This is a genomic window from Marivita sp. (assembly GCF_020055675.1).
Taxonomy (GTDB): Bacteria; Pseudomonadota; Alphaproteobacteria; order Rhodobacterales; family Rhodobacteraceae; genus Marivita.
Genome location: NZ_JAIPUS010000005.1, coordinates 115946 through 142274, shown reverse-complemented (window position 1 = coordinate 142274; position 26329 = coordinate 115946). Strand labels below are relative to the sequence as shown.

Genomic DNA, 26329 nt, shown 5'->3' with positions numbered 1-26329 from the left:
GGCGGTGGCAAAGCGTCATGCCTTGCCATAGCCACCCGCGGTCGGGGTGACGACCACCACCGCATCGCCTTCGTTCATCTGCGCTTGGTCAGCGGCCTCCAGCGTTTCGACACGGCCATTCGCGCGGTGAATCTCGGTGCGGCCCACACGGCCGGACCCGCCGCCTTCCAGCCCTTGGGGCGCGCGGCCGCGATGCGATGACAGGATCGCCAGTTCCATGTCTTCCAGGAACCGGATGCGGCGGGTTGTGCCATCCCCGGCCCTGTACGCGCCGTCCCCGCCGGAGCCTGCGTCAACTTCGAAACTTTCCAGAAGAACCGGATAGCGAGTTTCCAGAACTTCCGGGTCTGTCAGGCGCGAATTCGTCATGTGAACATGCACAGCCGATGTTCCGGCAAAGCCACTGCCATCGTTCCGGACCCCGGCCGGGCTGCCGGAACACAGCGTTTCGTAGTATTGGTGGCGGTCATTGCCGAAAGTCAGGTTGTTCATCGTGCCCTGGCTGTTGGCGATGGCGCGCAGGGCCCCGAACAAGGCGTTCGTCACGTGCTGGCTGGTCTCGACATTGCCGGCAACGACGGCCGCAGGGTAGCGCGGGGCCAGCATGGAGCCGTCGGGGATCACGATCTTCACCGGACGCAAACAGCCCGCATTCATCGGGATCGGAGCCTCGACCATCACGCGGAAGACATAAAGGACCGCCGCCCGGGTCACCGGCTCGGGTGCATTGAAGTTGTTCTTTTGCGCCTCGGAGGTGTCGGTGAAATCCACCACCGCTTCGCCCTTGTCGCGGTCCACGGTGATCTTGACCCGGATCGTCTGTCCGGTGTCGGTGGGGTAGTCATACTCTCCATCCGACAGCCGGCCGATCACGCGCGAGACTTCCGCGGCGGCGTTGTCCTGCACGTGCCCCATGTAGGCCTGCACCACCTCCAGCCCGAATTGGCCGATCATGGCGCGCAGCTCGGCCATGCCACGGGCATTGGCCGCGACCTGCGCCTTGAGATCTGCGATGTTCTGGTCGGGATTGCGGGCAGGGTAGCGGTGGTCGGTGAGGACCTCACGGATCTCCATTTCGCGGAAGCGCCCACCCGAGACCAGAAGGACATTGTCGAAAAGCACGCCTTCTTCTTCCACGCTGGTCGCCCGCGGTGTCATCGATCCGGGGGCGACGCCGCCCACATCGGCGTGGTGTCCGCGCGAGGCGACCCAGAAGAGGACTTTCTTGTCTTCTTCGTCGAAGACGGGCGAGACCACGGTGATATCGGGCAGGTGTGTGCCGCCGTTGTAGGGCGCGTTCAGTGCATATACGTCGCCGGGCTGCACATTGCCTTCGTTCTGGCGGATGATCGTTTCGACGCTGCGATCCATGGAACCAAGATGCACCGGCATATGCGGTGCATTGGCGACCAGTGCACCATCGGCGTCGAACACGGCGCAGGAAAAATCCAGCCGTTCCTTGATGTTGACCGAGCGCGCGGTCTTTTGCAGCGCCACCCCCATCTGTTCGGCTATGTTCATGAAGAGGTTGTTGAAAACCTCCAGCAGCACCGGATCGGCCTCTGTTCCTATTGCTCTGGCGCGCTGCGCGGCTTCGGTCCGGGTCATCATGACATGATCGCGCGCTGTGACCTGTGCTTGCCAGCCCGGTTCCACAATGATGGTCTGGTTCGGCTCAATGATCAGCGCAGGGCCTTTGACGGCCTGTCCCGGCGCGATGGCGGCGCGGCGGATGACGGCGGCGTCAGTTGTCTGCCCGCCGGAAAACACCGGAACTGTCGCCTCGACCTCCGGGGCGCCTTGGGTGGTGCGCATCGGCTCTTCCGGATCGGCCGCGGTTTCGGCCGCGCGCCCTTCGATCTCGGCGGCTTCGATCACCAGCCGTGCATCGGGATCCGTGAAGCCGAACTCGGCCTTGTGCGCGGTCTCGAAATCGGTGCGGGCCTTGTCCAGGTCACCCTCCCATCGGATCGGCAAGGCGGTATCGGTCCCGGCATAGCGCAGATGCAGACGCGGAATCATTTCGGTCCAGTCCTCGGCGACGCCCTGCGCGGCCAGGGCTGCTGCCACATCGGCGCGCAGATCCTTCAAGGTTGTCTCAACCACGGCGACGGTCTCTGGCGACAGATCCGACTCCATGCCGCGCTGGCGTGCCTCGGTCACGCGGGCAAGGCCGATACCATAGGCCGACAGCAAACCTGACAGCGTGTGCACCAGCACCTTTGTCATCCCCAGTGCGTCGGCGACAAGGCAAGCATGCTGCCCGCCCGCGCCGCCAAACGCGTTCAGGAGGTATTTCGTCACATCGTAGCCGCGCTGCACGCTGATCTTCTTGATGGCATTGGCCATGTTCTCGACCGCGATGCGCAGGAATCCCTCGGCGACATCCTCTTGTGTCTTGCCGTCACGGTCCGCGATCTCGGCAAAGGCGCGCGACACCACCTCCCGGTCGAGCAGCTGGTCCTGGTCGGGGCCAAAAATGGCGGGAAAGAACTCGGGCTGCAATTTGCCCAGCATCACATTGGCGTCGGTGACCGTCAGCGGGCCGCCCCGCCGATAGCAGGCAGGGCCCGGGTCGGCGCCCGCGCTGTCAGGGCCGACACGAAAGCGCCCCTCGTCGGCGTGCAGGATCGACCCGCCCCCGGCGGCAACCGTGTGGACCTGCAACATCGGGGCGCGCATCCGCACGCCGGCCACCTCGGTGTCGAAGGCGCGTTCGAATTCGCCGTCGAAATGCGCAACGTCAGTGGATGTGCCGCCCATGTCGAAGCCGATCACGCGGTCTTCACCCGCGATCTGCCCGGTGCGCGCCATACCCACCACGCCGCCCGCCGGACCCGACAGGATTGCATCGCGCCCCTTGAACCGATCGGCGGCCGTCAGCCCGCCGGAGGACATCATGAATTGCAGCGTTGGTCCGTCCTGATCTGGCGGGGTCGCGCCAAGCGCGCGGGCCACCCGGTCCACGTAACGCGACAGGATCGGCGTCAGATAAGCGTCCACCACGGTCGTGTCGCCGCGTCCCACCAGCTTGATCAGGGGGGAAACCTCGTGGCTGACCGACACCTGTCCGAAACCGATTTCATGCGCAGCCTCGGCAAGCAGGCGTTCGTGGTCCGGTGCCTGCCAAGCGTGCATCAGGACAATGGCCACCGCGTCGATCCCGTCGTCACGCGCCGCCTGCATCGCTGCGCGGGCCGCCCCGAGATTCAATTCTTGTTCCACGATGCCGTCTGCGCGCACACGTTCCTCGATATCCACAACCCTGTCATAGAGGAGTTCTGGCAGCAGGATTTCCTTCGCGAAGATGTCGGGCCGGGCCTGGTACCCGATTCGCAGCGCGTCGCGGAACCCCCTGGTTATCAGAAGCAAGGTCCGGTCACCCTTGCGCTCAAGCAACGCGTTGGTGGCCACGGTCGTGCCCATGCGCACTGTTCCAACGCGCTCCGGCGGAATCGCACCGGGCGCGACATCCAGAAACCGGCGGATGCCCTCGATCGCGGCATCGTCATAGGCGCCAGGGTTTTCCGACAGAAGCTTCATCGCCTCCAGGGACCCGTTCGGCGCGCGCCCGATCACATCGGTGAAGGTGCCGCCACGGTCTATCCAGAAATCCCAGCGGCCTGCCTGTTGGTTTTGCATGCTTCGCACCTTTGCTTATCATTCGTTCAGGAAATGTTGACAAATTATCAATGTCTCGTCAACATCCTGTCATCCGGGTCAAGGGTGGCTGGCCCGGTCCCCCACAAAGCCGCCCGCAGAACTGGGAGACGACAATGACATTTACTGCCTTTCGCGGCCTGGCTGCCGCGCTTGCCACTTCGGCCCTTGCCTTGCCCGCTGCTGCACAAAGCTGGGACATGCCCACGCCCTATGGCGACAGCGTGTTTCACACTCAGAACATCCTGGAATTCGCCGCCGACGTCGAAGCGGCGACCGACCTGGACATCACTGTCCATTCCGCCGGGTCGCTTTACGCGCATCCGGAGATCAAGGATTCCGTCCGCCGCGGGCTCGCGCCCATGGGCGAGACGCTGATGAGCCGATTGGCCAACGAAGATCCGATTTTCGCCATCGATTCGATCCCCTTTCTTGCATCAAGCTATGACGAAGGCCGGGCGCTCTGGGACGCATCGCGCCCCATGGTCGAGGAAAAGCTGACCGCACAGGGGTTAACATTGCTTTTCGCGGTCCCCTGGCCCGGACAGAGCCTGTATTCTCAGGAGCCGATCAACAGCACTGCTGATCTCGAAGGGGCCTCTTTCCGCGCGTATAATGCCGCGACCGAACGGCTGGCACAGTTGATGGGCGCCGTGCCGACGCAGATCGAAACCGGGGACATCCCGACCGCCTTCAGCACCGGCCGGGTCGCCGCGATGATCACGTCGCCGTCGACGGGCGTGTCAAGCCAGGCATGGGATTTCACGTCGCATTATACCGATACGCAGGCGTGGTTGCCCAAGAACATGGTGATCGTGAACACGTCCGCCTTCGAGGCCCTGGACGACGCCACGCAGGACGCAATCATGACCGCCGCAGCCGAGGCTGAAACCCGAGGCTGGGAAATGTCGGCCGCCGAGACCGCCGAAAAGATCGCCACGCTGGAAGAGAACGGCATGACCATCACCGACCCGTCCGAGACGCTGTCATCCGAGCTGGCCGAGATCGGCGAGACCATGACCAGCGAATGGCTGGACGATGCCGGGGATGACGGCCAACAGGCCATCGATGCCTACCAGTCCAGCATCTCCGACATGTGATGTGATGCGGGGCCTTCGGGCCCCGTATGTTTGCCAATTCTGCCAGGAGAGTTTGCCCATGCGCCGCATGCTGGACCGCCTCTACGAGATTGCACTGTGGTTGGCCGCCATGACCTTCGCCCTGATCGCAGTGCTGGTGCTGGCCCAGGTTCTCGGGCGGCTGACCGACCGTGTGGCGCGGTTCCTGGCGCTGCCGCCGCCAGGCTTGACGATCCCTTCGCTGGCCGAATTCGGTGCGTTTCTCTTTACCGGCGCGGTGTTCCTGGGCCTTGCGGGAACATTGCAGGCGGGCAGTCATGTTCGTGTCAAGCTGCTGATCCGATCCCTGCCGGAAGCACCCGCGCGGTGGCTGGGCGCGGCGGTCTGCCTTCTGGCCGCCGGGCTGGCGGTCTTCGCCACCTGGTCGAGCGGATTGCAGGTCGTCGACAGCCTGAAATTCGGATCGGTCAGCTACGGCATGATCCCGATCCCGCTGGCGTTGCCCCAGGGTCTGATGACGGCGGGTCTTGCCCTGTTCGCGATTGCGCTGGTCGATTCGGCCGTGACCCTGGCCAGGGGCGGGCAGGCCGGCTTTGACCTGGCCGAAACCAGAACCGAGCGGGGGAACTGATGGAAATCGCGACACTGGCCCCGATCCTTTTGGGGGTTCTCTTCGGCACGCTGGCGCTGGGGCTGTGGGTCGGGTTCGCCCTGATCGCGGTGGGCCTGGTCGCGATGATCCTTGCCGCACCTGCTCCCGCCGAGCTGGTCTTCGCCACCAAGGTCTGGGGCGGCTTGTCTGTCTGGGGGCTGACGGCGCTGCCCATGTTTATCTGGATGGGTGAAATCCTCGTCCGCTCGCGCCTGTCGTCGGACATGTTTTCGGGCCTGGCACCCTTCACCGCGCGCCTTCCGGGCAGGCTCTTGCACGTCAACGTGCTGGCCTGCGGACTGTTCGCCGCGGTCTCCGGATCATCGGCGGCCACCACGGCCACCATCGGGCGCATGTCCCTGCCGGAACTGAAATCCCGCGGCTACGACGAGCGCATGGCGATCGGCAGTCTTGCCGGCGCGGGCACTTTCGGTTTTCTGATCCCGCCCTCGATCATCCTCATCGTTTACGGTGCCGCGACAGAGCAATCCATTGCGCGGCTCTTTCTGGCCGGCGTCATGCCCGGCGCGCTGCTGGCGGGACTTTTCGTCGGCTGGATCATGATCTGGTCGTTGCTGAACGCTGACCGGATGCCCGTGGCGGAGCCCCCCACCGACCGGCGAGAGGCGCTGGGCGCGATGGCGCGGCTGCTGCCGGTCGTGGCGCTGATCGTGGCGGTGATCGGCTCGATCTATCTGGGCATCGCCAGCCCGACCGAAGCGGCGGTTATCGGGGTGACCGGGGCGATCCTTCTGGCCTGGACCACCGGCGGGCTGTCTTTGCACGGGTTGGCTGACAGCCTTCGTGCGGCCACGCTGACCACCTGCATGATCGCCTTCATTCTTGCGGGGGCGTCCTTTCTGACAGTGGCCATGGGCTATACGGGTATCCCGCGCGAACTGGCGCGCATGATCGGAGAGATGGGCCTGTCACAATACCAGTTGCTGGCAATGCTCACGCTGTTCTTCATCATCATGGGCATGTTCCTGGACGGTATTTCGATTGTCGTGCTGACGGTCTCGATCTTCCTGCCCATGGTAACGGCGGCTGGCATCGATCCGATCTGGTTCGGGGTGTTTCTTGTGTTGGTCGTGGAGATGAGCCAGATCACCCCGCCGGTCGGCTTCAATCTTTTCGTGATCCAGACCATCACCGGACGCGACATCTTTGCCATCGCCCGCTATGCCATACCCTTCTTTCTCCTGTTGGTGCTCGCCACGGCGATCCTGTCGGTCTTTCCGCAGATCGCGCTGTGGCTGCCCTCAACCATGATGTCCCGGTGAACCTGCCATGACCAAGTCAAACCGCAACGGCGTCGGACCGATTGTCAGCTCGGCGCATCTTGCGCAATCCAGCCTGCCGGAACTGTCCGAGGTCGAATACGCGCTGACCATGACAAACCACGCCTTTCACCGCTGGATCGTCCGCTGCATGGACGCAGCGGGTGCCCCTGGAATGGCCCCCCTGGAGGTGTTGATCCTGCACCAGGTTAATCACCGCGACCGCGAAAAGACCCTCGCCGATATCCGGTTGGTCCTGCATATAGAAGATACGCACCTGATCACCTACGCGCTGCGCAAGCTGTCGGAGCGCGGGCTGGTGCGCACGGCCCGCAAGGGCAAGGAAAAGTCGGTTGGCATTACCGATGAGGGCCGCGCGCTCTGCGACCGGTACCGCGAGGTCCGAGAGGCGTTGCTGGTCGATCTCGCCCAGGAACTGGGCTTCAAACCCGAAGAGATGTCGCGCCTTGCCGCGCTCTTGCGGGCAATCTCGGGCAGCTACGATCAAGCCGCGCGCGCGGCCACGACGATTTGAAGCTGTTCGCGGCTCTGGCCGCTTGGGGGCGCTGGCTGCTGGTCGCCGGATTGGTGGTGGGGATCGCGGTGCCCCCGCTGGCGCGGGGTATGGCCCCGGCGATTGTGCCCTTCATCGCGGTCATGCTTTGTCTCGCCGCCCTGCGCGAAGGGCCTGTAGCCGCCATGCCCTCCCGCGCGGCTCTGCCGCGCACCCTGGCGGTTGTGGTGGGGCTGCAATGTCTTTTGCCGCTTGCAGTCGGCGGCGGGTTTTGGGCGCTTGGTTGGATGGGACACCCGCTGGCTCTTGCCGCGGTGTTGGCCATGGCGGCCTCCCCCATCACCGGCTCGCCGGGTCTGGCCGCCATGTCGGGGGCCGATGTCGGTGCATCCTTGCGGCAATTGTCGCTGGGCACCGCCCTTTTGCCGCTGACAGCCGCACCGGTTTTCGCGCTGTTGCCGCTTTTTCCCGATCCTTTGGCACTTCTGAGCGCGGTGGCGCGGCTTTTGCTCATCGTCGGTCTGGCAGGTGGTTTGGCGTATTGGCTGCGCCGTGCCTTTCCCGCGCTGGCAGAGGCCCGGGCGCGGCCCGCTCTCGACGGGGCGATGGCGCTGGCCATGGGTCTCGTCGTGATCGGCCTGATGTCCGAGATCGGCCCGGCCATTCTCGCATCCCCCGGCAGGCTTGCCCTCACACTGGCCTTTGCAGTGGCGCTCTACCTGGTCCAGAGCTTTGGTGCCTGGACCGCGACGCGCCGGGGCTTTTCGGTCAGCGAAGCCGGTGCCATCGCCATTGCTGCGGGCAACCGCAATCTGGCCCTGTTCCTGACCGCGGTCCCCGAAGAGGTGTTTGCCCCGCTGATGGTCTTTGTCGGTTGTTACCAGATCCCGATGTACCTGACCCCGTTCTTCATCGCGCGGCTGCGTCGCGACTAGGGGCATCGCAACGGAACGTTTTGCTGGTGCGCGCCCCGGGTCAGAAATCTCCGTCGATCAGGCGCTCCGCCCGGTCCAAATCCGCTGGCAGCGTGATCTTGAAATTGCGCTCGTCCCCGCCGACGATCTGCACAGTCAAACCGGCCAGCCGCGCCACCTCGACATCATCCGCCACCGGGGTTGGCAGTTGCTGATGCGCGCTGAGAATCGCGTCATACCGGAAGGCTTGCGGCGTCTGGGCGCGCCACAGACCGGTGCGATCAACCGGGCTGGTGGCATATCCATCGACGGCTTTCCACATTGCGTCAACCACCGGCAAGGCCGCAAATGCCCCGTCACATTGGTCCAGTGGCGCAATCACGCGTTCGATGAGATCAACCGGACAAAAGGGCCGAGCCGCGTCGTGGATCAGAACGTGATCCGGCGCTTGTGCCGAAAGGCTCTGCAAACCCAGCGCGACCGATGCAGAGCGGGTGGTGCCGCCGGGAACTGGTGGAAGAATCCTGTCATCAGTCGTGCCTTGAAGCGCGGTTTCATAAAGCTGCTGGTCGTCGGCATGGATCACGGTGCGCACATGCGAAATCAGCGGTGACGCCAAAAGCGCGTCGATCGTATGTGCCAGCACCGCGCGACCGCGCAGGGGAAGGTATTGTTTCGGGGTGTCGCGCGCCATGCGTTGCCCCCGCCCCGCGGCCACGATGAGAGCTGAAATGGTCAAAAGAGGATTCCAGTATTTGTTGCAAGGCGAAGCCTGGAGAGAGGCACGGCACTCTTTCCAGAGATGAGGCGTCCTGAGTACCGCGCCATTGCAGCGCGGCGCAAGCTGTCGCGCAGGCCTTGATGATGAGCCGATACATTCAGCGACCTCAACTCCCATGCTTGCCCCCGGAGCGCGATTTGAGGCCGGTTGAGCGGGGTCGACAGGCTGTCGAATCCGGACCCGAGAGGCGCCAGAGCGGTGATCGCCCATGCCAAGCCTCAGACGAATGCGCGTGCCGCGCCCCTTGCGGAACGCGGCTGTTTCGGGTGCGCTGTCTCTTAGCGTTCTGCGGCCTTGCGCAGAATGTTGCTGATCTTGCGCGACTTCTCGGATTCGGTGTCACCTGCATGCATGATCGCATTGATGGTGTTGATCTCGCCAAGGGTCAGGTTCGCGATGTCTGCAACGTCCATCTGCATCACGGTCAGATCATTATAGAGCGCGCCTGTCAGCATGTTCAGTTCTTCCTCCATTGCGAAGCCCGGGCTGGCAACTGAGAAGCTGAGTGCGGCGGCGGCTGCGATTTTCTTGAAAGTGTCAGTCATTTTTTAATCCTTCTCGTGATGATCGCCGGGATTTTGCCCGGCCCATCCACATCCTTGCAGGTGCGGTTGCCCAAGCGAAATAACGATACGATCATCACGACATCACCGGGGCGTGTGCCATGTTTACTTTTCCCCGGCTGTGCGGTTTGCCATGGCGGCATTTTATTTAGCTTCTTGATATTAAATATATTTATTGAAGTCGATTGTTTCGACGCACTCACGTTCGGTGAGCCAGGTCACAGAAAATCGGCTGAGAATGCATGGATTTCAAATCCCAACGATTTGGTGAACCGCGACCCGGAAACAAAGCTGTCGCCGCCGTGAAAAAAGCGACGGCCCGTGACCGTCGCTTTCATCCGATTGCCGGTATTTTCGAAAGTCAGGCTTCAAAAAAGACAAGAGAAGTGCCGTTCAGGCAATGCAATGTTGTGCCTTTGACAGTCAGGATGTGGCCCAGATGGCTTGCGCATCGGCGACAATGGCATTCGATGGCTGCCGAGTCATCCGCCATGTCCGCGTACGCATCGTCGATCGAGGTGAGAACGGTTGTTGGTCTTGCCTGCGAAAAGAAAGCCCATCCGATATCGAAATGCGGAACCTTCCACTGGGAATCGAAATTGACAAGATCGCAGCCTTTGCAGCTGTAGTGCCCTTCGGCCATTTGGAATGCGTTGAGACTCGTATGCGGCACCTCGGTCCGGCCCAGGCGCAGCACGGCATATTCCTGCTCGGTGAGCCGCGAGCGCCACGCCTCATCGCTGCGCGTGATTTCGTAGGTGAAGTCGATGTTGCTTGCGCGCGCGCTGGCTGGAAGGGCCGGCGCGGCAAGAATCGTGGCGACGGGAAGTGTACTGGCCGTCGACAGGAAGGCCCGTCGTGTCAGGTGTGTTGGAATTTGGTTGGCGTATGTCATGAAACTGGTCCTTTTCGCTGGGGATAAGTCTGACCACCACTCTGCTGGCAAAGTCCCTCTGTTTGAATTCACGCTTTGGACACAGGGCCTCTCGCAAAATTGGCAGGTCGGTATCAGCCCTTTGGCCAATTGGGTGGCCAAAGGGCACAGGGGCGGCGCAATCCATGATTTTCAAGGGCTTACGCCAGGGGAACCCGAGGGACGCTGACACCGTCACGTGAAGGCGCCTCTGATGCGGCAATGCTCGACAGCATATCAATATAATGTGACGATCTGGGTGAAGCGAGCCTGAGTCTCCCCGCCGGGTCTCGTGTGCCGGCAATAATTTTGTCGGAGATTTTCCAAAAATCCGGAACGCTTGGTGACTAGGTCACCAAGCGTTCCGGATGGGGCATGCAACACACGCGCCATCAATTCTCGATGGAGTGAGACATGACAACCAACATGGGAAAAATCGACCGCGGTTTGCGGCTCGTTATCGCGGCGACACTTTTGTTTCTCGCCTTAGGCACCGCAATGCTCGGATCCGGGATCCTGTTCGTCCTGGCGCTGATTGTCGCGGCGGTGTTCACGCTGACGGCTTTTGTCGGCAATTGCCCTCTTTATAATATTGTGGGCCTCAAGACATGTCAGAGCTGCTGATGATCGAGACAGCTTTTACCCCTTGGGCTTCACTCGCGGGCGGCGTTCTGATCGGCGTCGCCTCCACTCTTTTGATGTTGTTCGCCGGACGTGTCATGGGCGCGACCGGCGTTTTGGCCGGGGCGTTTCAACCCGCGTCCGGTCAGGAGTTCGCATGGCGTGCGGTGCTCTTGGCTGGAATGGTGACCGGGCCGGCGGTCGTCTGGCTGATCTCCGGTGAGATGCCTGCAATCGAAGTTCCGGTTTCGACCACCGCGCTTGTCATTGGCGGTCTGATTGTCGGTGTTGGCGTCACGTTCGGCTCGGGCTGTACGTCAGGGCACGGCGTCTGCGGCATGGCGCGGCTGAGCCCGCGCTCCATCGTGGCAACAGTGACTTTCATGGCCGTCACGTTTGTCACCGTGTTCATCGTTCGCCATTTGATCGGAGGCTGAGGACCATGAAGTTAATCGCAATATACCTGATCGGCGTGATCTTTGGCGTCGGCATCTCCATCTCGGGCATGGCCAACCCCGCCAAGGTCATCAATTTCTTCGATATCGCCGGGATCTGGGATCCCTCCTTGATTTTCGTGATGGGCGGCGCGCTGGTGACCACCTTCATCGGTTACAAGCTGGTGTTCGGGCGCGCGGCGCCGGTGTTCGAAGACAGCTTCAATGTGCCGACGTCCCGCACCATCGACGCCCGGCTTATCGGCGGTTCGGCCATTTTCGGCATCGGTTGGGGCATCTCGGGCTTCTGTCCGGGCGGGGCCTTGCCTGCTCTGGGAACGGGCCGGTGGGAGGTGTTCGCCTTCACCGCAGCCCTCGTGGTCGGGATATTTCTGGCCAAATTCGCCCAGTCACTCGCCGCGCCGCGCGCGCAAGCACAGACCTGAAACCGTTTCCGGAGGAGACACGTCATGCCCGATTACCCCGTAAAGACCGACATCAAGCCTGAGGTTCAGGCCTTCTTCGACGAGGCCACGAACACGATCAGCTATATCGTGAAGGACCCGTCATCCAACGCCTGCGCCATCATCGATAGCGTGATGGATATCGACTATGCCGCCGGGCGCATCACCTATGATCATGCCGATGAACTCATCCGGCAGATCGAGGCACAAGGGCTCAAGCTCGAGTGGATCATAGAAACGCATGTGCACGCCGATCATCTGTCCGCAGCGCCCTATATCCAGCAGAAACTGGGCGGAAAGATCGGCATCGGCTCCAAGATAATGGTCGTGCAGAACACCTTCGGCAAAGTCTTCAACGAGGGCACCGAGTTCCAGCGCGACGGCAGCCAATTTGACGCGCTGTTCGAGGACGGCGATACCTATGAAATCGGCAACATGCAGGCTTTTGCCATGTATACGCCCGGCCACACGCCGGCCTGCATGGTCCATGTCATGGGGGATGCCGCCTTTGTGGGCGACACTTTGTTCATGCCTGATGGTGGCTCTGCCCGGTGCGATTTCCCCGGTGGCAGCGCAGAAGACCTGTATGAAAGCATCATGAAAGTTCTGGCCCTGCCCGACGAGACACGTCTCTTCATGTGCCACGATTATGGTCCGAACGGCCGCGACATCGCGTGGGAAACCACCGTTGGTGAAGAAAAGGAACACAATATCCACGTTGGACGCGGCAAAACCAAAGAAGATTTCATCACGTTCCGGACCGAGCGTGACGCGACGCTCGCCATGCCCAAGCTGATCATTCCATCGTTGCAGGTGAACATGCGCGCCGGCGAAGTGCCGACCGACCAGGATGGCAATCCGATGCTCAAAGTGCCGGTAAACACGCTGTAAGCGGATCTGGAGGACGGACAAATGCAACTGAGGAAAATCAACGAAAAGGTCACGGTCAGCCCACAGATCACTGCTGCGGACATGGCCGCGATCAAGGCAGAGGGCTTTCGCGCCATCATCTGCAATCGTCCCGATGGGGAAGGGGTTGATCAACCCTCGTTCGAGGAGATCGAGATCGCTGCCAAAGCAGCCGGTCTAGAGGCACGCTATGTGCCGGTTCAAAGCGGCATGGTCAAAGACGATGATGTCGCCGCATTTGGCGCCGCCCTCAAGGAAATTCAACGCCCTGTGCTGGCGTATTGCCGCACCGGCACGCGGTCCGCGACGCTCTGGTCTTTCCACGAATCCAAGAAGCGTCCCATGCCGGAAATCCTCGCGGCCACCAAGGCGGCGGGCTATGATATGAACGGTGTGGCACGTCGCATCGCCAATGGTGGTAAAACCCCGACCGACACGGGCGATGCGCATTACGAGGTTGTCATCGTCGGTGCCGGGGCAGGGGGCATATCGGTGGCCGCCAGCCTCAAGGCGCGCAAGGCCGGGCTGAAGATCGCGGTGATCGACCCGGCCGAAATCCATTATTACCAACCCGGCTGGACAATGGTGGGTGGCGGCATCTTCGATGCGCAAAGCACGGCAAAAACCATGGGCAGCCTTATCCCGAAGGGGGTACATTGGGTCAAATCCGCTGTCGCAGCTTTCGAACCCGCAAACAACGCCGTCATCCTGGATGGCTGCCGGGTGGTAAAATACGACCGTCTCGTGGTGTGCCCCGGCCTGAAGCTCGATTGGGACAAGGTCGAAGGACTTGAAGACACATTGGGTCGAAACGGCGTCACCTCCAACTACCGGTATGATCTGGCCCCTTACACCTGGCAACTCGTGCAGGAGATGAAGGAAGGCCGTGCGCTGTTCACGCAGCCGCCGATGCCGATCAAATGCGCAGGTGCCCCGCAAAAGGCCATGTACCTGTCTGGGGATGCGTGGTTCCGCAACGGTGCGCTGAAGGACGTCGATATCCAGTTCATGAACGCCGGCGGCGTGCTTTTCGGGGTCAAGGATTACGTCCCGGCCCTGATGGATTACGTCGAAAAATACGACGCGACGCTCAACTTCTTCCACAATCTCGTGGCGGTCGACGGTCCGGCGAAGACCGCGACATTCAAGGTGGCCAAGCCGGATACCGATCCGAGCGAAGTCACGATAGAGTTCGACATGATGCATGTCTGTCCGCCGCAAACGGCACCCGACTTCATCCGGGTGTCGCCGCTGGCAGATGCAGCCGGGTGGGTCGATGTGGATCAATCCACCCTGCGCCACAAGGAGTTCGACAATATCTGGTCGCTTGGTGATGTCATGAATGCGCCCAATGCCAAAACAGCGGCCGCGGCCCGCAAACAGGCGCCCACCGTGGCCGACAATATAATTGCGGATATGGCCGGGCGGTCTGCCGTGGCGCAATATGACGGCTATGGATCCTGCCCCCTGACGGTGGAACGCGGCAAGATCGTGCTCGCCGAATTCGGCTATGGCGGTGCGCTAAAGCCAAGCTTCCCATCTTTTCTGCTGGATGGAACCAAACCAAGCCGCGCGGCTTGGTTTCTCAAGGAAACAGTGCTGCCGCCCATCTACTGGAAGGCGATGCTGAAGGGTAAGGAATGGATGGCCAAACCCGAAAAGCTCAAAGTCGCGGCCGAGTAACAGACAAGCCTTTGTTGCGCACGCCCCTCATGCGCGATGACCGGTGGGTGGAGCGTGTTCGCTCCGCCCACCCCTTTTTCTGGAAGACGAAATGATCGAAAATCTTCGCCGCTATGTTCCGGTCCTGGACTGGGGCCGCACTTACAACCGCAGCGCCTTTTCAAACGACATGATCGCGGCGGTGATCGTGACGATCATGCTGATCCCGCAATCGCTGGCCTATGCCTTGCTGGCCGGTTTGCCGCCAGAGGCAGGGATCTACGCCTCCATCGCCCCGATTGTCCTTTATGCGATCTTCGGAACAAGCAGGGCGCTGGCTGTCGGGCCCGTTGCCGTTGTCTCGCTTCTGACAGCATCCGCCATCGGGCAAGTGGCAGAGCAGGGCACGGCGGGCTATGCAGTGGCGGCGCTTACCCTTGCCTTCCTGTCCGGTGGATTTCTGGTGCTGATGGGTGTCTTTCGCCTCGGCTTCCTCGCCAACTTTCTCAGCCACCCGGTGATTGCGGGGTTCATTACCGCCTCCGGCATCCTCATTGCGACAAGCCAGCTGAAGCACATTTTGGGGGTCAGCGCATATGGCCATACATTGCCGGAAATGCTGGGGTCGATCTTTACCAACCTGGCAGAGATCAACTGGATCACCCTGGTGATTGGTGTTGCGGCGACCGGATTCCTGTTCTGGGTCCGCAAGAACCTCAAACCAACGCTTCGGTCGCTCGGCACACCTGCCCTGCTGGCCGACATCCTGACAAAGGCCGGACCTGTGGCAGCCGTCGTCGCGACAACGGTCGCGGTGTGGGGCTTCGGCCTCGATGATCAAGGCGTCAAGATCGTGGGCGATGTGCCGCAAAGCCTGCCGCCCCTCACGCTGCCGGGCTTCTCGCCCGATCTTGTCGGCGCGCTTCTGATGCCGGCGATTCTCATCTCGGTCATCGGCTTCGTGGAATCCGTATCTGTCGCACAGACGCTGGCCGCGAAAAAACGCCAGCGCATCGACCCCGATCAAGAGTTGATCGGTCTTGGCGCCGCCAACATTGGCGCGGCGTTCACAGGCGGGTATCCCGTCACGGGCGGATTTGCGCGCTCGGTTGTGAATTTCGACGCCGGGGCCGAAACCCCGGCGGCCGGGGCGTTCACGGCGATTGGTCTGGCCATTGCCGCCGTGGCCCTCACACCGCTGGTCTACTACCTGCCCAATGCAACGCTGGCGGCCACCATCATCGTCGCGGTTCTGAGCCTTGTCGACCTGTCGATCCTGCAGAAAACCTGGGGGTATTCCCGCGCCGATTTCACGGCTGTCGCGGCAACCATCGTGCTGACGCTCGGGCTGGGCGTGGAGGCCGGTGTCGCCTCCGGTGTCACGATCTCGGTCCTGTTGCATCTCTACAAGACATCAAGACCCCATGTCGCAGAGGTCGGGCTGGTTCCGGGCACCCAGCATTTCCGCAATATCCACCGTCACAAGGTGGAAACAACCCCCACGCTCGTGTCCCTGCGCGTGGATGAAAGCCTGTATTTCGCGAATGCCCGTTTCCTGGAGGACATGATCCAGAAACGCGTGACCAATGGCTGCGCGGTCAAGGACGTTGTCTTGATCTTTTCCGCGGTGAACGAAGTGGATTATTCCGCCCTCGAAAGCCTGGAGGCCATCAACCACCGGCTGCAGGACATGAACGTCGGCCTCCACCTGTCAGAGGTCAAGGGCCCGGTCATGGACCGGCTTCAACGGTCGCATTTCCTGGATGATCTGAACGGACGGGTCTTCCTGTCGCAATACGATGCCTGGAAAGACCTGGCAGGCAACATCACGCAAGAGGTATCAGAATGACAAGCTGGGATGAGCGGTACAAGACAAGCAGCTATCTTTACGGGACCGAGCCATCGCAGGCCTTGGTGTCCAACGCCCATGTGTTTCCGGCCAATTCACGCATATTGTGCGTTGCCGATGGCGAAGGCCGGAATTCGGTTTGGCTGGCCGAGCAGGGCCATCGCGTCACCGCTTGGGATGCTTCCGAAGTGGCTGTGGAAAAAGCCCGCAGGCTGGCACAAGCCAGGGGTGTCGATGTCGATTACACCCATGCAGATGCGGGTCACTTCGACTGGACAGAGCAGCAATACGATGTCGTGGTCGGTATCTTCATCCAGTTCGCCGCGCCCGATCTCAGGGACCGGATGTTCAAGGGCATGAAGGCCGCGACACGGCCCGGTGGCCTGATCTTCCTGCATGGTTACACCCGAGACCAAATCGAACATGGCACAGGTGGGCCACCATGTGCCGACAATCTTTACACCGAAGACTTGCTGCGGGACCGGTTCGGCAACACGCTGATCCACAAGCTCGAGGCTTACGAGACCTTCCTTTCCGAGGGCTCAGGACATTCCGGTCGCTCAGCCGTCGTGGACCTTGTCTGCGAGCTATGATCCCTGCCGCGCGGGTATCAACGCGTGTGCAGGCTTCAAGGTGTTTGTCGCCACGCGCGTCTATGACGCACCCACAGGCTCTCTCTGCAGCCCGCTGGAACGTGGCAGGTCGGTTTTTGCCTTTCTGTTGCAGGTAGATGCCCACGGCTTCCGACAAAAGCACAGATGAAGAGTTGACGGAGGGTCAGGGCGCGGTGCTGCTTCCACCAACAGCTTGTCCCATCCTGAGCATGTGGTGACCCGGCAGGTCAGCGGCTTTTCTGGCCCGTGCTGCAGCGACCCTTGGTGATTTGGTGCGCAGAGACTGCCCTATCCGAGGGGACGAATAGTGATGCTTCAGCTCTTTCGCGATACGTCGGCTGAAGTTGAAAACCCCGAATTTGGTGAAAGTGAACGGGCGTGAAAGGGTCGCCGACAGGGTCTACGACTCCGAGCTCAAGTCAAAAAGCCGGAGGGATGCCAATGAGTTATCCGAAGGTATGGTGCCCAGGAGAGGACTCGAACCTCCACGGCCTTGCGGCCACTGGCACCTGAAGCCAGCGCGTCTACCAATTCCGCCACCTGGGCAGGTGTCGTGGAGCGGCGTTTAATCCTGTCCCGGCAGGGTGTCAACGCACTTTTTCATGGCTCCGGACACGGGCTTTGCGGCAATCCTGCACCTTGCCGGCGCGGCATGACAGGGATAGGTATCGGTCAGGTTCTGACCGGGAGCAATCACATGACCAAACTCGTCACGATTTATGGCGGCTCTGGATTTGTCGGGCGGTATATCGCCCGTCGCATGGCGAAAGAGGGCTGGCGCGTCAGGGTTGCCGTCCGGCGTCCGCACGAGGCGATCTTTGTCAAACCCTATGGCGTTGTCGGTCAGGTCGAGCCGATCTTCTGCAATATCCGCAACGACATCAGCGTGCGCGACGCGATGCGCGGGGCGGATGCCGTGATCAACTGCGTGGGTATCCTGGCCGAGTCGGGCAAGAACACGTTCGAAGCGGTCCAGTCCGATGGCGCCGATCGGGTCGCCCGGATCGCGGCCGAGACCGGGGTCCCGACGTTGGTGCATATCTCGGCCATTGGCGCGGACGCGGATGGCGACAGCATCTATCAACGCACCAAGGCGGAAGGCGAAAAGGCGGTTCTCGCGCATATGCCCAACGCCACGATCCTGCGCCCCTCCGTCGTGTTCGGGGCAGAGGATGAGTTCTTCAACCGCTTTGCCAACATGTCGCGCTTCGGGCCGATCCTGCCTGTTGTCGGGGCCGGTACGAAATTCCAGCCGGTTTACGTTGATGATATCGCCAAGGCGGCCACTCTGCTGACAACGGGCAAGGCGGCACCGGGCCTCTACGAGCTGGGCGGCCCGGATGTGAACACCTTCCGTGACCTGATGAAGCACATGCTCACCGTGATCCGCCGCCGGCGCCTGATCGTGAACATCCCGTTTTTCGCCGCCACGATCATGGGGGCGATGTTTGATCTGGTGAACAAGATCAGCTTTGGTTTGATCCCGGCACAGGTCACCCGCGATCAGGTCAAGAACCTGCGCAACGACAACGTGGTGTCTGACGGGGTAAAGACCTTCGAGGATCTGGGGATCACGCCAACGGCGCTCGAAGCGGTGCTGCCCGATTACCTTTGGCGCTTCCGCCCGTCGGGCCAATACGCGAATATCAAGGACAGCGCCAAGAATCTCCGTGTCTAGGTCCGGGGTTCTGGACCCTGTCCCGCAAAATCGGGTGTCGGCTTTGCATCCTGTGGGGCGCGGTCCAGACGAAAATCCGCCTGTGGCCGGTGGGTGTCAGCCCTGCCGCGCCAGCGACAGCAAACATCCGGAATTGCAGCATCCGGGTGGCGGACAGGGCGAAACGCTGGTCTGATTGCCAAGCCAGCCGATGCAGGTCTCGACCTGCGGACAGGCGCGACAGGCTGTAACCATATCGGCATATTCCGTCGAATTCAGCCGGTGCTCGGCCATCGCATCCGACAGGTTCAGACCCATCGCCTTGGCCACGCTCCGGGTCAGCCAGAAATGCAGGTCCGAGTTGCCCAAATCGGTGTGCGGCATCAGTCTTGCCTTTCGGATAGTCGTGTGAACCCTTCGGCGTTCAGGCATGTTTCGGGCGGTGGCGTGCCGGGCGCGTCGGCGTGCCGGGTCAACCAACGGGCGCATCCATCGACCCATGGGCAGGACCGGCAGCGCTGCACCATGTCGACCCAGTCTTGTTGGGTCATGTCGCCCCGGTTGAAGGCTTTGACCGGATCGACACCGCTGGTCCGGGCCATGCGCTGCACACGCCAGACATGCACCCCGGTGTCGCCCAAGGGGCGCCATGGGACCGGAGGCGTCGGGCCTGTCATTTTGCCTGCAAGTCGGCGAACATGTCGCCGTTGCGGCAGAAGTCCGGCAGCGCCAGCCGGGGTCCACTGCTGTCCAGAAGGCATTTGCACGCGGTTGGCTGGGTGCAGCCGACACACCGGTCTACCGCGGTTTCGAATTGTTCTTCGCTCAGCTCGGCCCGAAGACTCATTTCTTCGAGGTCCAGACCCTGCCGGTCTGCCATTCTGAGTACCATCTTCTTGTGCGCCAAGCGCTGCGAATCGGTGGACATGATATGGCTCCTCATTGATCTGGGGCCAAGGCTACGGATGCCGCGCCGCCGCAACATTGATGCAGGTCAAAGCGCCGCGATCAGAGGCCTGCCGCCGTGCGGCGCACGATTTCCATCCGCGACGTATTGGGCGGGTGGGTGCCAAGGAAACGGTTGCCGGGATCGGGGATGCGGTTGAAGAACTGCGCCCCCCGTACCGGATTGTACCCGGCCCGCGCGGTGATGATCGTGCCCAGCCGGTCCGCCTGCAATTCGAAGTCCTTCGAATAGGTGCGCGCGCCGAGCGAGGCTCCGATCTCTTCCGCCGATCGAACCGTCGTCGAATCGCCACCCCCCAGCGCCACCAGGCCCGACAGGATCACCGCGCCCACCGCCGCGTTCTGCTGGGTCTGGCCAAGATGCCCGAGCACGTGATGCGCCGCCTCATGGCCGACGACGAAGGCCAGCTCATCCGCGTTGTCCACCGACACGATAAGCGCGAGGTTGAAGGCAAGGATGGGCTGGCCAGAGCGGTCGACCGTTTGGAACGCGTTCGGCAATTGACCCGGACGGTCGTCCACGACGATCCGGAAATCGCAATTCGCCCCCGGGGCACGCTGGCGGCATTCGCGTTCGGCCACCGGCTCGACGGTCTGGACAACATCCACGAACTGCCGCGCCGCGATCCCGGCGCGGCTCCGCGCCTCCTGATCGGACATCTGCGGCTGACGTGCCTCGGGGCGCGACGGCGCCGGTCCGGGCTGCGGGGCGACGGGCACCACCTCGCAGGCCGACAGGGCGACACAGGCCAGAACGATGAACCAGCGCATCTTGGACATTCCTTGTTCCTCGACATGCAAACTAGGGTGCCCGGACCAAACCTGCCAGTGCCGAATACGTGACCTCAAAATCCTGCATGCGCCGCTTGGCTTTTGCCGACCGGGCAGGCTACGCTGGTGACATGTTTAGCATTGAACACGAATTCGACTCGACCGTGGTCACCCTCGTGGACGAAGGATCGGCGCCGTTGCAGGAAGACGTGATCGTGAACGGGTTCGAGGAATGTATCACGATCGAACAATACGATGCCCGCACCGACAAGGTGCACAGGATCACGCTTTCGCTGTCCCAGATGCGCGATTTGGCTGCCGCGATTTCCTTGCCCGAAGGGGTCTATTCGCGCCGGGAAAAAGCGGATTAATCCAGCCGCACCCGTTTGGTCCGCGCGCCGTGCCCCTGCACCAGCGTCAACCGTGTTTTGGCAACGCCCAGTGCCTTTGCAAGAAGCTTTATCGCGGCGGCGTTCGCCTTGCCATCCGCGGGTGGGGCGGTGACGCTGATCTTGATCACCCCGTCCTGTGACACCACCTTGTCGGCACGCGCATTCGGAGCGACCCGCAGGGTCAGACTGATGCCCGGTACGGCAAGGCTGGCAAGACTGTTCTTCGACATGGTTTCGTCCTACCACAGCGGCAACCGCCGCCAAAGCTCCGGCCGCCTGATGCGCAGCCGATAACTGACGAAGGAACCGCAATGCCCGATGCGAACACAGCCGTTCTCGATTTTCTCCTCACGCGGCGGTCGCGCCCGGCCAAGCTTTTGCAGGCCCCCGCCCCGGATCGCGCGGAATTGATGCCGCTCCTGACGGCCGCGGCCCGCAGCCCCGATCATGGAAAACTCGAACCCTGGCGGTTTGTCGTTTTGCAAGGGGCCGGCCTGACACGCCTTGCAGAGGCGATCGGCCGACACGGGGCGGCGACAGGCCGCCCGCCCGAGGACATCGCCAAGGCCCGGCAACACTTCGAGGACAGCCCGCTCTGCGTCGCGGTGATCGAGGTCCAGAAACCCTCCGACAAGATCCCCGCCATCGAACAAAGCTACTCGGCCGGGGCCGTCTGTCTTGCGCTTCTGAACGCCGCGCTTGCCGCAGGCTGGGGCGCCAACTGGCTCAGCGGCTGGCCGGCGCATGATCCCGCCTTCTGCGAATCCGCGCTGGGGCTTGCCGAAAACGAAAGGGTCGCGGGCTTCATCCATATCGGGACCGCCTCCGCCACTCCGCCGGACCGCCCCCGTCCCGAGATCGACGCCATCACCACCTGGCGAACCACATGATCTTTCGCAGCCTGGCGCTCACCCTGGGCCAGTTGGGGGATCACCGCTTCCGCAAGGTGCTGTTGCTCGGGATCGGCCTGGCGCTCGGCCTGCTTTTCGCCCTGTCCCTCGGGGTGATGTGGAGCTTGGGGCTTTTCCTCGGGTCCGAGGTCACGCTGCCATGGATCGGCCCCGTCAGCTGGCTCGATGATGTGCTGAGCTGGTCGGCCTTCGTGGCGATGCTGATCCTGTCGGTCTTTCTCATGGTGCCGGTCTCCTCGGCCATGACATCGGTGTTCCTGGACACCGTGGCCGACGCGGTCGAGGACCGGCACTATCCGCATCTGCCCAGCGCAGAGCATGTGCCCTGGGGCGATGCCATCGTCGATACGCTGAGCTTCCTCGGCGTCATGATCGTCGCGAATCTCCTGGCGCTCGTGCTCTATATCGTCTTTGCGCCCTTCGCCCCCTTCATATTCTGGGGGCTCAACGGGTTTCTGCTCGGTCGGGAATATTTCACTCTTGCCGCGATGCGCCGTGAGGGCCGCGCCGGGGCCAGGACACTGCGCAAACGCCACCGGGGCAAGATCTGGCTGATGGGCATCCTGATGGCCCTGCCGCTGTCACTGCCGCTGGTGAACCTCGTGATCCCGATCCTCGGTGCAGCGAGCTTCACTCACCTGTATCACCAAATCCGGGCGCGGGACCCATCCGGCCAAACAGGTCCAGGTCCCGCACGCTGATCCACCCCGACAGGATGATCCCGGCAATCACGATCCACAGTCCGATGCTGACAAACGTGGTGATCCAGGCTTTTTTCTTGAGGTTGTGAACCTCCGGTGATCCGGCATGCGTGCCGGGCACCACCTCGCCCATATCCCCTTGCGTCTTCAATCGGATCGGGATGGCAATCAGGAACACCATGAACCAGATCACGGCGAACAGAACGATGGCAGACGTGATGGACATGGGATGTCTCCTTTACTCCCCTAAATGGGGCGCGGTCAGACTTGTTCCAGTTCAACAAGGCATCCGTTGAAATCCTTGGGGTGCAGGAACAGCACCGGCTTGCCATGCGCCCCGATCTTCGGCGTGCCGTCGCCCAGCACCCGCGCGCCGCTTTGCGTCAGCTGGTCCCGCGCGGCGGTGATATCCTCCACCTCGTAGCAGACATGATGAATCCCGCCCGACGGGTTCTTTTCGAGGAACGCGGCAATCGGGCTGTTGTCCCCCAGCGGGTACAGCAATTCGATCTTGGTGTTGGGTAATTCGATGAACACCACCGTCACACCATGGTCCGGCTCGTCCTGCGGGGCCCCGACATTTGCGCCCAGCGCAGTCCGGTATTGCTCTGATGCCGCCTCAAGGTCCGGCACCGCAATGGCGACATGGTTCAATCGTCCGATCATCTGGCAGTCTCCAACGGTTGCATGCCGTGCTTATCCCCCGGCAAGCGAAACCAGACAAGAGCCTTGGCTGCATTAACGCCCTGTTAGCCAAGGCCGCGCCAAAGTGAAGCGACTCAAGGAGGGCACCCCGATGGACGATCAGGCTTTCGATACCATTCACCGACCAACCGTAACCCGGCCGCTGCTGGGCCTGACAATCCTCGCGGTGGAGGACAGTCTCTATGCCTGCGATGCGCTCAGGCTCATGTGCCTGCACAGCGGCGCACGGCTCAGGCGTGCGGATTGCCTGAAATCGGCCCGCCGCCACCTTCAGGTCTACCGCCCCTCGGTGGTGATCGTCGATATGGGCCTGCCCGATGGCAGCGGTGCGGAGCTGATTTCCGAGCTGTCGAATGCCCTGCCGCGGGTGTCGGTGCTCCTTGGCATCAGCGGCGACAGCTTTTGCGAAGACCTGGCTTATGCTGCGGGCGCCGACGGGTTCATGGCCAAACCCATCGCCAATCTCGGCGTGTTCCAGACCTCGGTGCTCCAGCATCTGCCGAAAGACCGGCAACCCTTTGGCCTGCGCATGATGCGGTCAGAACCGATCTGCCCGGACCCGGTCGCGTTTCGCGAAGACATGGCGCATATGGCTGAAATCCTGCGCCGCCCGATGGACTGTGCGACCATCGACTACGTCACGCTGTTCCTGCGTGGCGTTGCCCGCTCGGCCGAAGACGAAACGCTGGAAACCGCCGCAATGGACCTTTCCATCGCATGGTCCGACGGCGGCCCCGTCGAAGGCCGGATCACCCGCCTGGCGCAACTGGTCAATGCCCGGATCGAAGACGTGGCAGCGATATGACCTTTGCGCTGCGCGCGCGCCCCGGGTCTCCGGCGCGCGACGAACCGGCGATCTGCGACGCCCGGCCGGGTCACACGTCCTGCACCCCGATCGATACGCCTTGCGACACCAGCATGGCTTGGCCAAAGATGCTCAGAAACGCGACATTGGCGGCATCCGCACCGACACCGATCCGCGCGATCGTGTCCGCCGGGGCCATGCCCGTGGAATCGACAAGATGCCAGGCGCCGTCCAGGTATACCTCTGCCACCGCGTGGAAGTCCGGTGGCGACACGCCGGGGGCATAGCAACTTGCAAAGCGCGCCGGAATGCTGGCCGCCCGCGCCAGCGTGACCATCACATGCGCATAGTCCCGACAGACGCCCTGCCGCTGGACGAAACTGTCCAGCGCGGTGGTTTGTGCGTTGCTCACGCCGGGCACATAGCTGAACGCGGACATGATCCAGTCCCGCATCGCCACGATCTGCGGGCCGCCTTGCAGGTGGCCGAACTCCGCCGCGACAAAGGTCTGGAACTCGTCTGACGGGCAGTAACGCGACGGCATCAGGTAGCGCACAACGTCACCGGGCAAGAGCCGCAGCGGCACCGCTTTCAGGGTCTCCAGATCCGGCACCGGGCGGTTGACGGAAATCTTCGAAGTGTAGTCGCAGCGAAACAGCCCGTCGGCCCGCATCCAGAGCCGGTCTCCCAGGCCTTCTTCGGCCAGGACACGGGCGAACCCGGTTATATCCGAAAACCCGATATGCGCGTCGAGCAGCGATTGATCGGGCAGGTCCGCCGCCTCGATCTGCACCAGCAGATCGGTGGCCTCGGACAATTGGTACTCAAGATGCACGTCGATGGTCAGGATCAAGGCCGGCTCCTCGCGCAGGCGGTGCGATACGGTGGTGTAATCCGCCGCGCCCTTGGGTGCAAACGCCGGATTGGCCTCGGGGGCCGGCCCGGCCTGACCCCCCCGAATATCTTAACAGAAAGTAAATACGTCTCTGTAACCTATTGAAATCATGAGGCCCCGATGCGTCCCATCCATGGGACGCGCACCCTCAGCGCAGCTTCCGGAGAAGGTTCAAAGACGCGTACCCATCCTGAACATCCCCGATCGACGCCTGGAACGCCCGCACCGCATTGATCGTCAGGGGGCCGATCCTGCCGTCGATTTTCCGCGGGTCAAAGCCCCGTTCGCGCAGCAGCCGCTGCATCTCCTTGCGCTCGTCAAAGGTCAGCGCCCGATCCCCGCGCGGCCAGTCCGACCGGATCGGCCCGCCGCCGGAAATCCGGTCGCTCAGATGCCCCACCCCGATCACATAGGCATCGGCTGTGTTATAGGTCTCGATCACGTCGAAATTCTTGAAGATCAGGAACGCCGCGCCCCTGGCCCCGGCAGGCAGCAGAACCGACGCCGGCCCGTGATCCGGCTCCGTCGCGCCATCATGGCGCACCACGCCCAGCTCGGCCCACTCCGACGGCAATTTCCGGACCTCGCGGTTCGCAAGCGCATAGTCGAAGCCCTCGGGGATTGTCACTTCGACGCCCCAGGGCATACCCTCGACCCAGCCGTTTTTCGACATGTAATGCGCGGTCGAGGCCAGGGCGTCGCCGGGATCGTCGGACCAGATGTCCCGCTTGCCATCCCCGTCGAAATCCACCGCGAGCGTCTGGTAGGAGGTCGGAATGAACTGCGTGTGCCCCATCGCCCCGGCCCAGCTGCCGGTGAAATCCGCGAGGGCCACATCCCCGTCCTGCAGGATTTTCAGCGCCGCGATCAACTGCGCCTCGAAGAACTCCTGTCGCCGGGCATCATAGGCGAGCGTCGCCAAGGACCGGATCACCGGTGTCATCCCGCGAAAGCTGCCATAGGCCGATTCAAGCCCCCAGATCGCGACCAAGATCTCCCTGTCGACCCCGTAGGATGCTTCGATCAGGTCCAGCAGGCTCTCGTTCGTCCGAAGCGCGCGCCGGCCGTTCCGGACCCGGGCCTCCGATGCCGCGCTGTCGAGGTAGTCCCAGATCGTCTTGGTAAACTCGGACTGGTTCCTGTCGCGCCGGATCACATCCGGATCATAGGTCGCCCCCCGCATCGCCCGGTCGAAAACCGCGCCGGAAATTCCTTGAGCCAGCGCGCGCGACCGAAAGGCGACGACCCATTCGGAAAAACCCGATTGCGCCGCATCGAGAACAGGTGCCCCGATTTCCGGAGACAGGGCCGGCCGCAGCGAGGGGCGCAGCGAATTTCGCGGTGCCGAGACGGGGACAAGCGAAACGACGCTTCTGCTGACCTCGGTTTCAACCGTAGATCGACTGACCGGGCGCACCGAATCGTCGACCGGCCCCGCCGCGACGGTTGAGCCGATAACTGCCAAGACTGCGAAGGTTCCGTGAAACCGCATGATCCTGTATCCCGATGCTCTTGTTCGTTGCCCGAACTTGAACAGAGGATACCCTGATTGTTTCCATTTGCGAAGCAATCAAAATGACACCAAGCGGCCTCCCGCCGGCGTCTTGACACGATCAA

31 protein-coding genes and 1 tRNA gene are annotated in these 26329 nt (G+C 62.3%); 17 read left to right on the top strand and 15 right to left on the bottom strand.

The window, feature by feature from the left end; translation table 11 throughout:
- Positions 1 to 15: 15 nt before the first annotated feature.
- Positions 16 to 3642, bottom strand: coding sequence for a hydantoinase B/oxoprolinase family protein (locus tag LCF59_RS05880; protein WP_292286517.1), 3627 nt, complete (start codon positions 3640 to 3642; stop codon positions 16 to 18).
- Positions 3643 to 3776: 134 nt separating this feature from the next.
- Here LCF59_RS05880 and LCF59_RS05875 point away from each other — a divergent pair, with 134 nt between their 5' ends.
- From LCF59_RS05875 to LCF59_RS05855, 5 genes are read left to right on the top strand one after another with little or no spacing between them, the layout of a single operon-like run.
- The gene (locus LCF59_RS05875) at positions 3777 to 4760 is read left to right on the top strand and encodes a TRAP transporter substrate-binding protein (RefSeq protein ID WP_292286516.1); all 984 of its coding nucleotides are present in this window, start codon (positions 3777 to 3779) and stop codon (positions 4758 to 4760) included.
- A gap of 58 nt (positions 4761 to 4818) precedes the next feature.
- Entirely contained in the window at positions 4819 to 5370 is a 552-nt protein-coding gene (locus LCF59_RS05870; RefSeq protein ID WP_292286515.1) for a TRAP transporter small permease, read from the top strand.
- Complete coding sequence (locus LCF59_RS05865; protein WP_292286514.1) at positions 5370 to 6674, top strand: TRAP transporter large permease; 1305 nt, start codon at positions 5370 to 5372, stop codon at positions 6672 to 6674. The genes LCF59_RS05870 and LCF59_RS05865 overlap by 1 nt, the downstream gene beginning before the upstream one ends.
- A 7-nt stretch (positions 6675 to 6681) precedes the next feature.
- Complete coding sequence (locus tag LCF59_RS05860; protein ID WP_292286513.1) at positions 6682 to 7206, top strand: winged helix DNA-binding protein; 525 nt, start codon at positions 6682 to 6684, stop codon at positions 7204 to 7206.
- Positions 7203 to 8120, top strand: a complete 918-nt coding sequence (locus LCF59_RS05855; RefSeq protein WP_292286512.1) for a hypothetical protein — start codon at positions 7203 to 7205, stop codon at positions 8118 to 8120. The genes LCF59_RS05860 and LCF59_RS05855 overlap by 4 nt, the downstream gene beginning before the upstream one ends.
- Positions 8121 to 8160: 40 nt before the next feature.
- Here LCF59_RS05855 and ispD read toward each other — a convergent pair whose 3' ends face one another.
- The 3 genes from ispD to LCF59_RS05840 all read right to left on the bottom strand — a co-directional run bounded on the left by ispD (position 8161) and on the right by LCF59_RS05840 (position 10338).
- Positions 8161 to 8838, bottom strand: coding sequence for a 2-C-methyl-D-erythritol 4-phosphate cytidylyltransferase (gene ispD, locus LCF59_RS05850; protein WP_292286511.1), 678 nt, complete (start codon positions 8836 to 8838; stop codon positions 8161 to 8163).
- A gap of 320 nt (positions 8839 to 9158) precedes the next feature.
- Positions 9159 to 9425, bottom strand: a complete 267-nt coding sequence (locus LCF59_RS05845) for a hypothetical protein (protein WP_292286510.1) — start codon at positions 9423 to 9425, stop codon at positions 9159 to 9161.
- 379 nt (positions 9426 to 9804) lie between these two features.
- On the bottom strand, positions 9805 to 10338 hold the full coding sequence (locus tag LCF59_RS05840; RefSeq protein WP_292286509.1) for a peptide-methionine (R)-S-oxide reductase: 534 nt from the start codon (positions 10336 to 10338) through the stop codon (positions 9805 to 9807).
- A gap of 432 nt (positions 10339 to 10770) precedes the next feature.
- On the opposite strand from LCF59_RS05840, the gene LCF59_RS05835 reads away from it, so the two are divergent.
- The 7 genes from LCF59_RS05835 (at position 10771) to LCF59_RS05805 (ending at position 16888) form a co-directional block, all read left to right on the top strand.
- A complete protein-coding gene (locus LCF59_RS05835; protein ID WP_292286508.1) occupies positions 10771 to 10980 on the top strand; it encodes a DUF2892 domain-containing protein in 210 nt (69 codons plus the stop codon).
- Complete coding sequence (locus LCF59_RS05830; protein WP_292286507.1) at positions 10980 to 11414, top strand: YeeE/YedE family protein; 435 nt, start codon at positions 10980 to 10982, stop codon at positions 11412 to 11414. The genes LCF59_RS05835 and LCF59_RS05830 overlap by 1 nt, the downstream gene beginning before the upstream one ends.
- 5 nt (positions 11415 to 11419) lie before the next feature.
- Entirely contained in the window at positions 11420 to 11857 is a 438-nt protein-coding gene (locus LCF59_RS05825; RefSeq protein WP_292286506.1) for a DUF6691 family protein, read from the top strand.
- Between the two features lie 24 nt (positions 11858 to 11881).
- Positions 11882 to 12766 (top strand): MBL fold metallo-hydrolase, encoded by an 885-nt coding sequence (locus LCF59_RS05820; protein ID WP_292286505.1) that lies wholly within the window; start codon positions 11882 to 11884, stop codon positions 12764 to 12766.
- 21 nt (positions 12767 to 12787) lie between these two features.
- On the top strand, positions 12788 to 14467 hold the full coding sequence (locus LCF59_RS05815) for a bifunctional protein tyrosine phosphatase family protein/NAD(P)/FAD-dependent oxidoreductase (protein ID WP_292286504.1): 1680 nt from the start codon (positions 12788 to 12790) through the stop codon (positions 14465 to 14467).
- Between the two features lie 91 nt (positions 14468 to 14558).
- On the top strand, positions 14559 to 16295 hold the full coding sequence (locus tag LCF59_RS05810; RefSeq protein ID WP_292286503.1) for a SulP family inorganic anion transporter: 1737 nt from the start codon (positions 14559 to 14561) through the stop codon (positions 16293 to 16295).
- Positions 16292 to 16888, top strand: a complete 597-nt coding sequence (locus tag LCF59_RS05805) for a bifunctional 2-polyprenyl-6-hydroxyphenol methylase/3-demethylubiquinol 3-O-methyltransferase UbiG (RefSeq protein WP_292286502.1) — start codon at positions 16292 to 16294, stop codon at positions 16886 to 16888. The genes LCF59_RS05810 and LCF59_RS05805 overlap by 4 nt, the downstream gene beginning before the upstream one ends.
- 184 nt (positions 16889 to 17072) lie before the next feature.
- On the opposite strand, the gene LCF59_RS17780 is transcribed toward LCF59_RS05805, so the two are convergent.
- Both LCF59_RS17780 and LCF59_RS05800 read right to left on the bottom strand, forming a co-directional pair.
- Positions 17073 to 17306 carry a DUF6538 domain-containing protein gene (locus LCF59_RS17780; protein WP_367273355.1) on the bottom strand — a complete coding sequence of 78 codons (234 nt, stop codon included), beginning with the start codon at positions 17304 to 17306 and terminating at the stop codon, positions 17073 to 17075.
- Between the two features lie 62 nt (positions 17307 to 17368).
- Positions 17369 to 17455, bottom strand: a tRNA-Leu gene (locus LCF59_RS05800).
- A gap of 151 nt (positions 17456 to 17606) precedes the next feature.
- Between LCF59_RS05800 and LCF59_RS05795 the strand changes: the two genes are divergently transcribed.
- Complete coding sequence (locus LCF59_RS05795) at positions 17607 to 18587, top strand: complex I NDUFA9 subunit family protein (RefSeq protein WP_292286501.1); 981 nt, start codon at positions 17607 to 17609, stop codon at positions 18585 to 18587.
- A gap of 96 nt (positions 18588 to 18683) precedes the next feature.
- Here LCF59_RS05795 and LCF59_RS05790 read toward each other — a convergent pair whose 3' ends face one another.
- The 4 genes from LCF59_RS05790 to LCF59_RS05775 form a co-directional block, all read right to left on the bottom strand.
- Entirely contained in the window at positions 18684 to 18950 is a 267-nt protein-coding gene (locus tag LCF59_RS05790) for a DUF6455 family protein (RefSeq protein ID WP_292286500.1), read from the bottom strand.
- The gene (locus tag LCF59_RS05785) at positions 18950 to 19243 is read right to left on the bottom strand and encodes a DUF6455 family protein (protein WP_292286499.1); all 294 of its coding nucleotides are present in this window, start codon (positions 19241 to 19243) and stop codon (positions 18950 to 18952) included. The genes LCF59_RS05790 and LCF59_RS05785 overlap by 1 nt, the downstream gene beginning before the upstream one ends.
- The gene (locus LCF59_RS05780) at positions 19240 to 19494 is read right to left on the bottom strand and encodes a DUF6455 family protein (RefSeq protein ID WP_292286498.1); all 255 of its coding nucleotides are present in this window, start codon (positions 19492 to 19494) and stop codon (positions 19240 to 19242) included. The genes LCF59_RS05785 and LCF59_RS05780 overlap by 4 nt, the downstream gene beginning before the upstream one ends.
- A gap of 80 nt (positions 19495 to 19574) precedes the next feature.
- Positions 19575 to 20303 carry a M48 family metallopeptidase gene (locus tag LCF59_RS05775; RefSeq protein WP_292286526.1) on the bottom strand — a complete coding sequence of 243 codons (729 nt, stop codon included), beginning with the start codon at positions 20301 to 20303 and terminating at the stop codon, positions 19575 to 19577.
- A 131-nt stretch (positions 20304 to 20434) separates the two neighbouring features.
- On the opposite strand from LCF59_RS05775, the gene LCF59_RS05770 reads away from it, so the two are divergent.
- Complete coding sequence (locus LCF59_RS05770; RefSeq protein WP_292286497.1) at positions 20435 to 20674, top strand: hypothetical protein; 240 nt, start codon at positions 20435 to 20437, stop codon at positions 20672 to 20674.
- Here the strand turns inward: LCF59_RS05770 and LCF59_RS05765 are convergent.
- Positions 20671 to 20925 (bottom strand): DUF167 domain-containing protein, encoded by a 255-nt coding sequence (locus LCF59_RS05765; protein ID WP_292286496.1) that lies wholly within the window; start codon positions 20923 to 20925, stop codon positions 20671 to 20673. The two genes, LCF59_RS05770 and LCF59_RS05765, sit on opposite strands and share 4 nt — an antisense overlap.
- A gap of 81 nt (positions 20926 to 21006) precedes the next feature.
- Between LCF59_RS05765 and LCF59_RS05760 the strand changes: the two genes are divergently transcribed.
- Both LCF59_RS05760 and LCF59_RS05755 read left to right on the top strand, forming a co-directional pair.
- On the top strand, positions 21007 to 21585 hold the full coding sequence (locus tag LCF59_RS05760) for a nitroreductase (protein WP_292286495.1): 579 nt from the start codon (positions 21007 to 21009) through the stop codon (positions 21583 to 21585).
- Positions 21582 to 22307 (top strand): EI24 domain-containing protein, encoded by a 726-nt coding sequence (locus tag LCF59_RS05755; RefSeq protein WP_292286494.1) that lies wholly within the window; start codon positions 21582 to 21584, stop codon positions 22305 to 22307. The genes LCF59_RS05760 and LCF59_RS05755 overlap by 4 nt, the downstream gene beginning before the upstream one ends.
- On the opposite strand, the gene LCF59_RS05750 is transcribed toward LCF59_RS05755, so the two are convergent.
- Together LCF59_RS05750 and mce are read right to left on the bottom strand one after the other, a co-directional pair.
- Complete coding sequence (locus LCF59_RS05750) at positions 22237 to 22533, bottom strand: DUF1467 family protein (RefSeq protein ID WP_292286493.1); 297 nt, start codon at positions 22531 to 22533, stop codon at positions 22237 to 22239. The two genes, LCF59_RS05755 and LCF59_RS05750, sit on opposite strands and share 71 nt — an antisense overlap.
- 35 nt (positions 22534 to 22568) lie before the next feature.
- A complete protein-coding gene (gene mce, locus LCF59_RS05745) occupies positions 22569 to 22973 on the bottom strand; it encodes a methylmalonyl-CoA epimerase (RefSeq protein ID WP_292286492.1) in 405 nt (134 codons plus the stop codon).
- 130 nt (positions 22974 to 23103) lie between these two features.
- Between mce and LCF59_RS05740 the strand changes: the two genes are divergently transcribed.
- Positions 23104 to 23817 (top strand): response regulator, encoded by a 714-nt coding sequence (locus LCF59_RS05740; protein WP_292286490.1) that lies wholly within the window; start codon positions 23104 to 23106, stop codon positions 23815 to 23817.
- A gap of 70 nt (positions 23818 to 23887) precedes the next feature.
- Here LCF59_RS05740 and LCF59_RS05735 read toward each other — a convergent pair whose 3' ends face one another.
- Entirely contained in the window at positions 23888 to 24670 is a 783-nt protein-coding gene (locus LCF59_RS05735) for a transglutaminase family protein (protein WP_292286489.1), read from the bottom strand.
- 190 nt (positions 24671 to 24860) lie between these two features.
- Positions 24861 to 26204, bottom strand: coding sequence for a lytic murein transglycosylase (locus LCF59_RS05730; RefSeq protein WP_292286487.1), 1344 nt, complete (start codon positions 26202 to 26204; stop codon positions 24861 to 24863).
- Between the last annotated feature and the right edge of the window lie 125 nt (positions 26205 to 26329).

Bases quoted from the DNA above. Each gene is read 5' to 3' on its own strand.
- LCF59_RS05730 (WP_292286487.1), bottom strand. From the start codon at position 26,204: ATGCGGTTTCACGGAACCTTCGCAGTCTTGGCAGTTATCGGCTCAACC.
- LCF59_RS05750 (WP_292286493.1), bottom strand. From the start codon at position 22,533: ATGTCCATCACGTCTGCCATCGTTCTGTTCGCCGTGATCTGGTTCATG.
- LCF59_RS05815 (WP_292286504.1), top strand. From the start codon at position 12,788: ATGCAACTGAGGAAAATCAACGAAAAGGTCACGGTCAGCCCACAGATC.
- LCF59_RS05805 (WP_292286502.1), top strand. From the start codon at position 16,292: ATGACAAGCTGGGATGAGCGGTACAAGACAAGCAGCTATCTTTACGGG.
- LCF59_RS05840 (WP_292286509.1), bottom strand. From the start codon at position 10,338: ATGACATACGCCAACCAAATTCCAACACACCTGACACGACGGGCCTTC.
- LCF59_RS05755 (WP_292286494.1), top strand. From the start codon at position 21,582: ATGATCTTTCGCAGCCTGGCGCTCACCCTGGGCCAGTTGGGGGATCAC.
- mce (WP_292286492.1), bottom strand. From the start codon at position 22,973: ATGATCGGACGATTGAACCATGTCGCCATTGCGGTGCCGGACCTTGAG.
- LCF59_RS05820 (WP_292286505.1), top strand. From the start codon at position 11,882: ATGCCCGATTACCCCGTAAAGACCGACATCAAGCCTGAGGTTCAGGCC.
- LCF59_RS05835 (WP_292286508.1), top strand. From the start codon at position 10,771: ATGACAACCAACATGGGAAAAATCGACCGCGGTTTGCGGCTCGTTATC.
- LCF59_RS05760 (WP_292286495.1), top strand. From the start codon at position 21,007: ATGCCCGATGCGAACACAGCCGTTCTCGATTTTCTCCTCACGCGGCGG.
- LCF59_RS05830 (WP_292286507.1), top strand. From the start codon at position 10,980: ATGATCGAGACAGCTTTTACCCCTTGGGCTTCACTCGCGGGCGGCGTT.
- LCF59_RS05775 (WP_292286526.1), bottom strand. From the start codon at position 20,303: ATGCGCTGGTTCATCGTTCTGGCCTGTGTCGCCCTGTCGGCCTGCGAG.
- LCF59_RS05765 (WP_292286496.1), bottom strand. From the start codon at position 20,925: ATGTCGAAGAACAGTCTTGCCAGCCTTGCCGTACCGGGCATCAGTCTG.
- LCF59_RS05810 (WP_292286503.1), top strand. From the start codon at position 14,559: ATGATCGAAAATCTTCGCCGCTATGTTCCGGTCCTGGACTGGGGCCGC.
- LCF59_RS05790 (WP_292286500.1), bottom strand. From the start codon at position 18,950: ATGCCGCACACCGATTTGGGCAACTCGGACCTGCATTTCTGGCTGACC.
- LCF59_RS05740 (WP_292286490.1), top strand. From the start codon at position 23,104: ATGGACGATCAGGCTTTCGATACCATTCACCGACCAACCGTAACCCGG.
- LCF59_RS05860 (WP_292286513.1), top strand. From the start codon at position 6,682: ATGACCAAGTCAAACCGCAACGGCGTCGGACCGATTGTCAGCTCGGCG.
- LCF59_RS05875 (WP_292286516.1), top strand. From the start codon at position 3,777: ATGACATTTACTGCCTTTCGCGGCCTGGCTGCCGCGCTTGCCACTTCG.
- LCF59_RS05770 (WP_292286497.1), top strand. From the start codon at position 20,435: ATGTTTAGCATTGAACACGAATTCGACTCGACCGTGGTCACCCTCGTG.
- LCF59_RS05845 (WP_292286510.1), bottom strand. From the start codon at position 9,425: ATGACTGACACTTTCAAGAAAATCGCAGCCGCCGCCGCACTCAGCTTC.
- LCF59_RS05870 (WP_292286515.1), top strand. From the start codon at position 4,819: ATGCGCCGCATGCTGGACCGCCTCTACGAGATTGCACTGTGGTTGGCC.
- LCF59_RS05785 (WP_292286499.1), bottom strand. From the start codon at position 19,243: ATGACAGGCCCGACGCCTCCGGTCCCATGGCGCCCCTTGGGCGACACC.
- LCF59_RS05865 (WP_292286514.1), top strand. From the start codon at position 5,370: ATGGAAATCGCGACACTGGCCCCGATCCTTTTGGGGGTTCTCTTCGGC.
- LCF59_RS05795 (WP_292286501.1), top strand. From the start codon at position 17,607: ATGACCAAACTCGTCACGATTTATGGCGGCTCTGGATTTGTCGGGCGG.
- LCF59_RS05825 (WP_292286506.1), top strand. From the start codon at position 11,420: ATGAAGTTAATCGCAATATACCTGATCGGCGTGATCTTTGGCGTCGGC.
- LCF59_RS05880 (WP_292286517.1), bottom strand. From the start codon at position 3,642: ATGCAAAACCAACAGGCAGGCCGCTGGGATTTCTGGATAGACCGTGGC.
- LCF59_RS05780 (WP_292286498.1), bottom strand. From the start codon at position 19,494: ATGTCCACCGATTCGCAGCGCTTGGCGCACAAGAAGATGGTACTCAGA.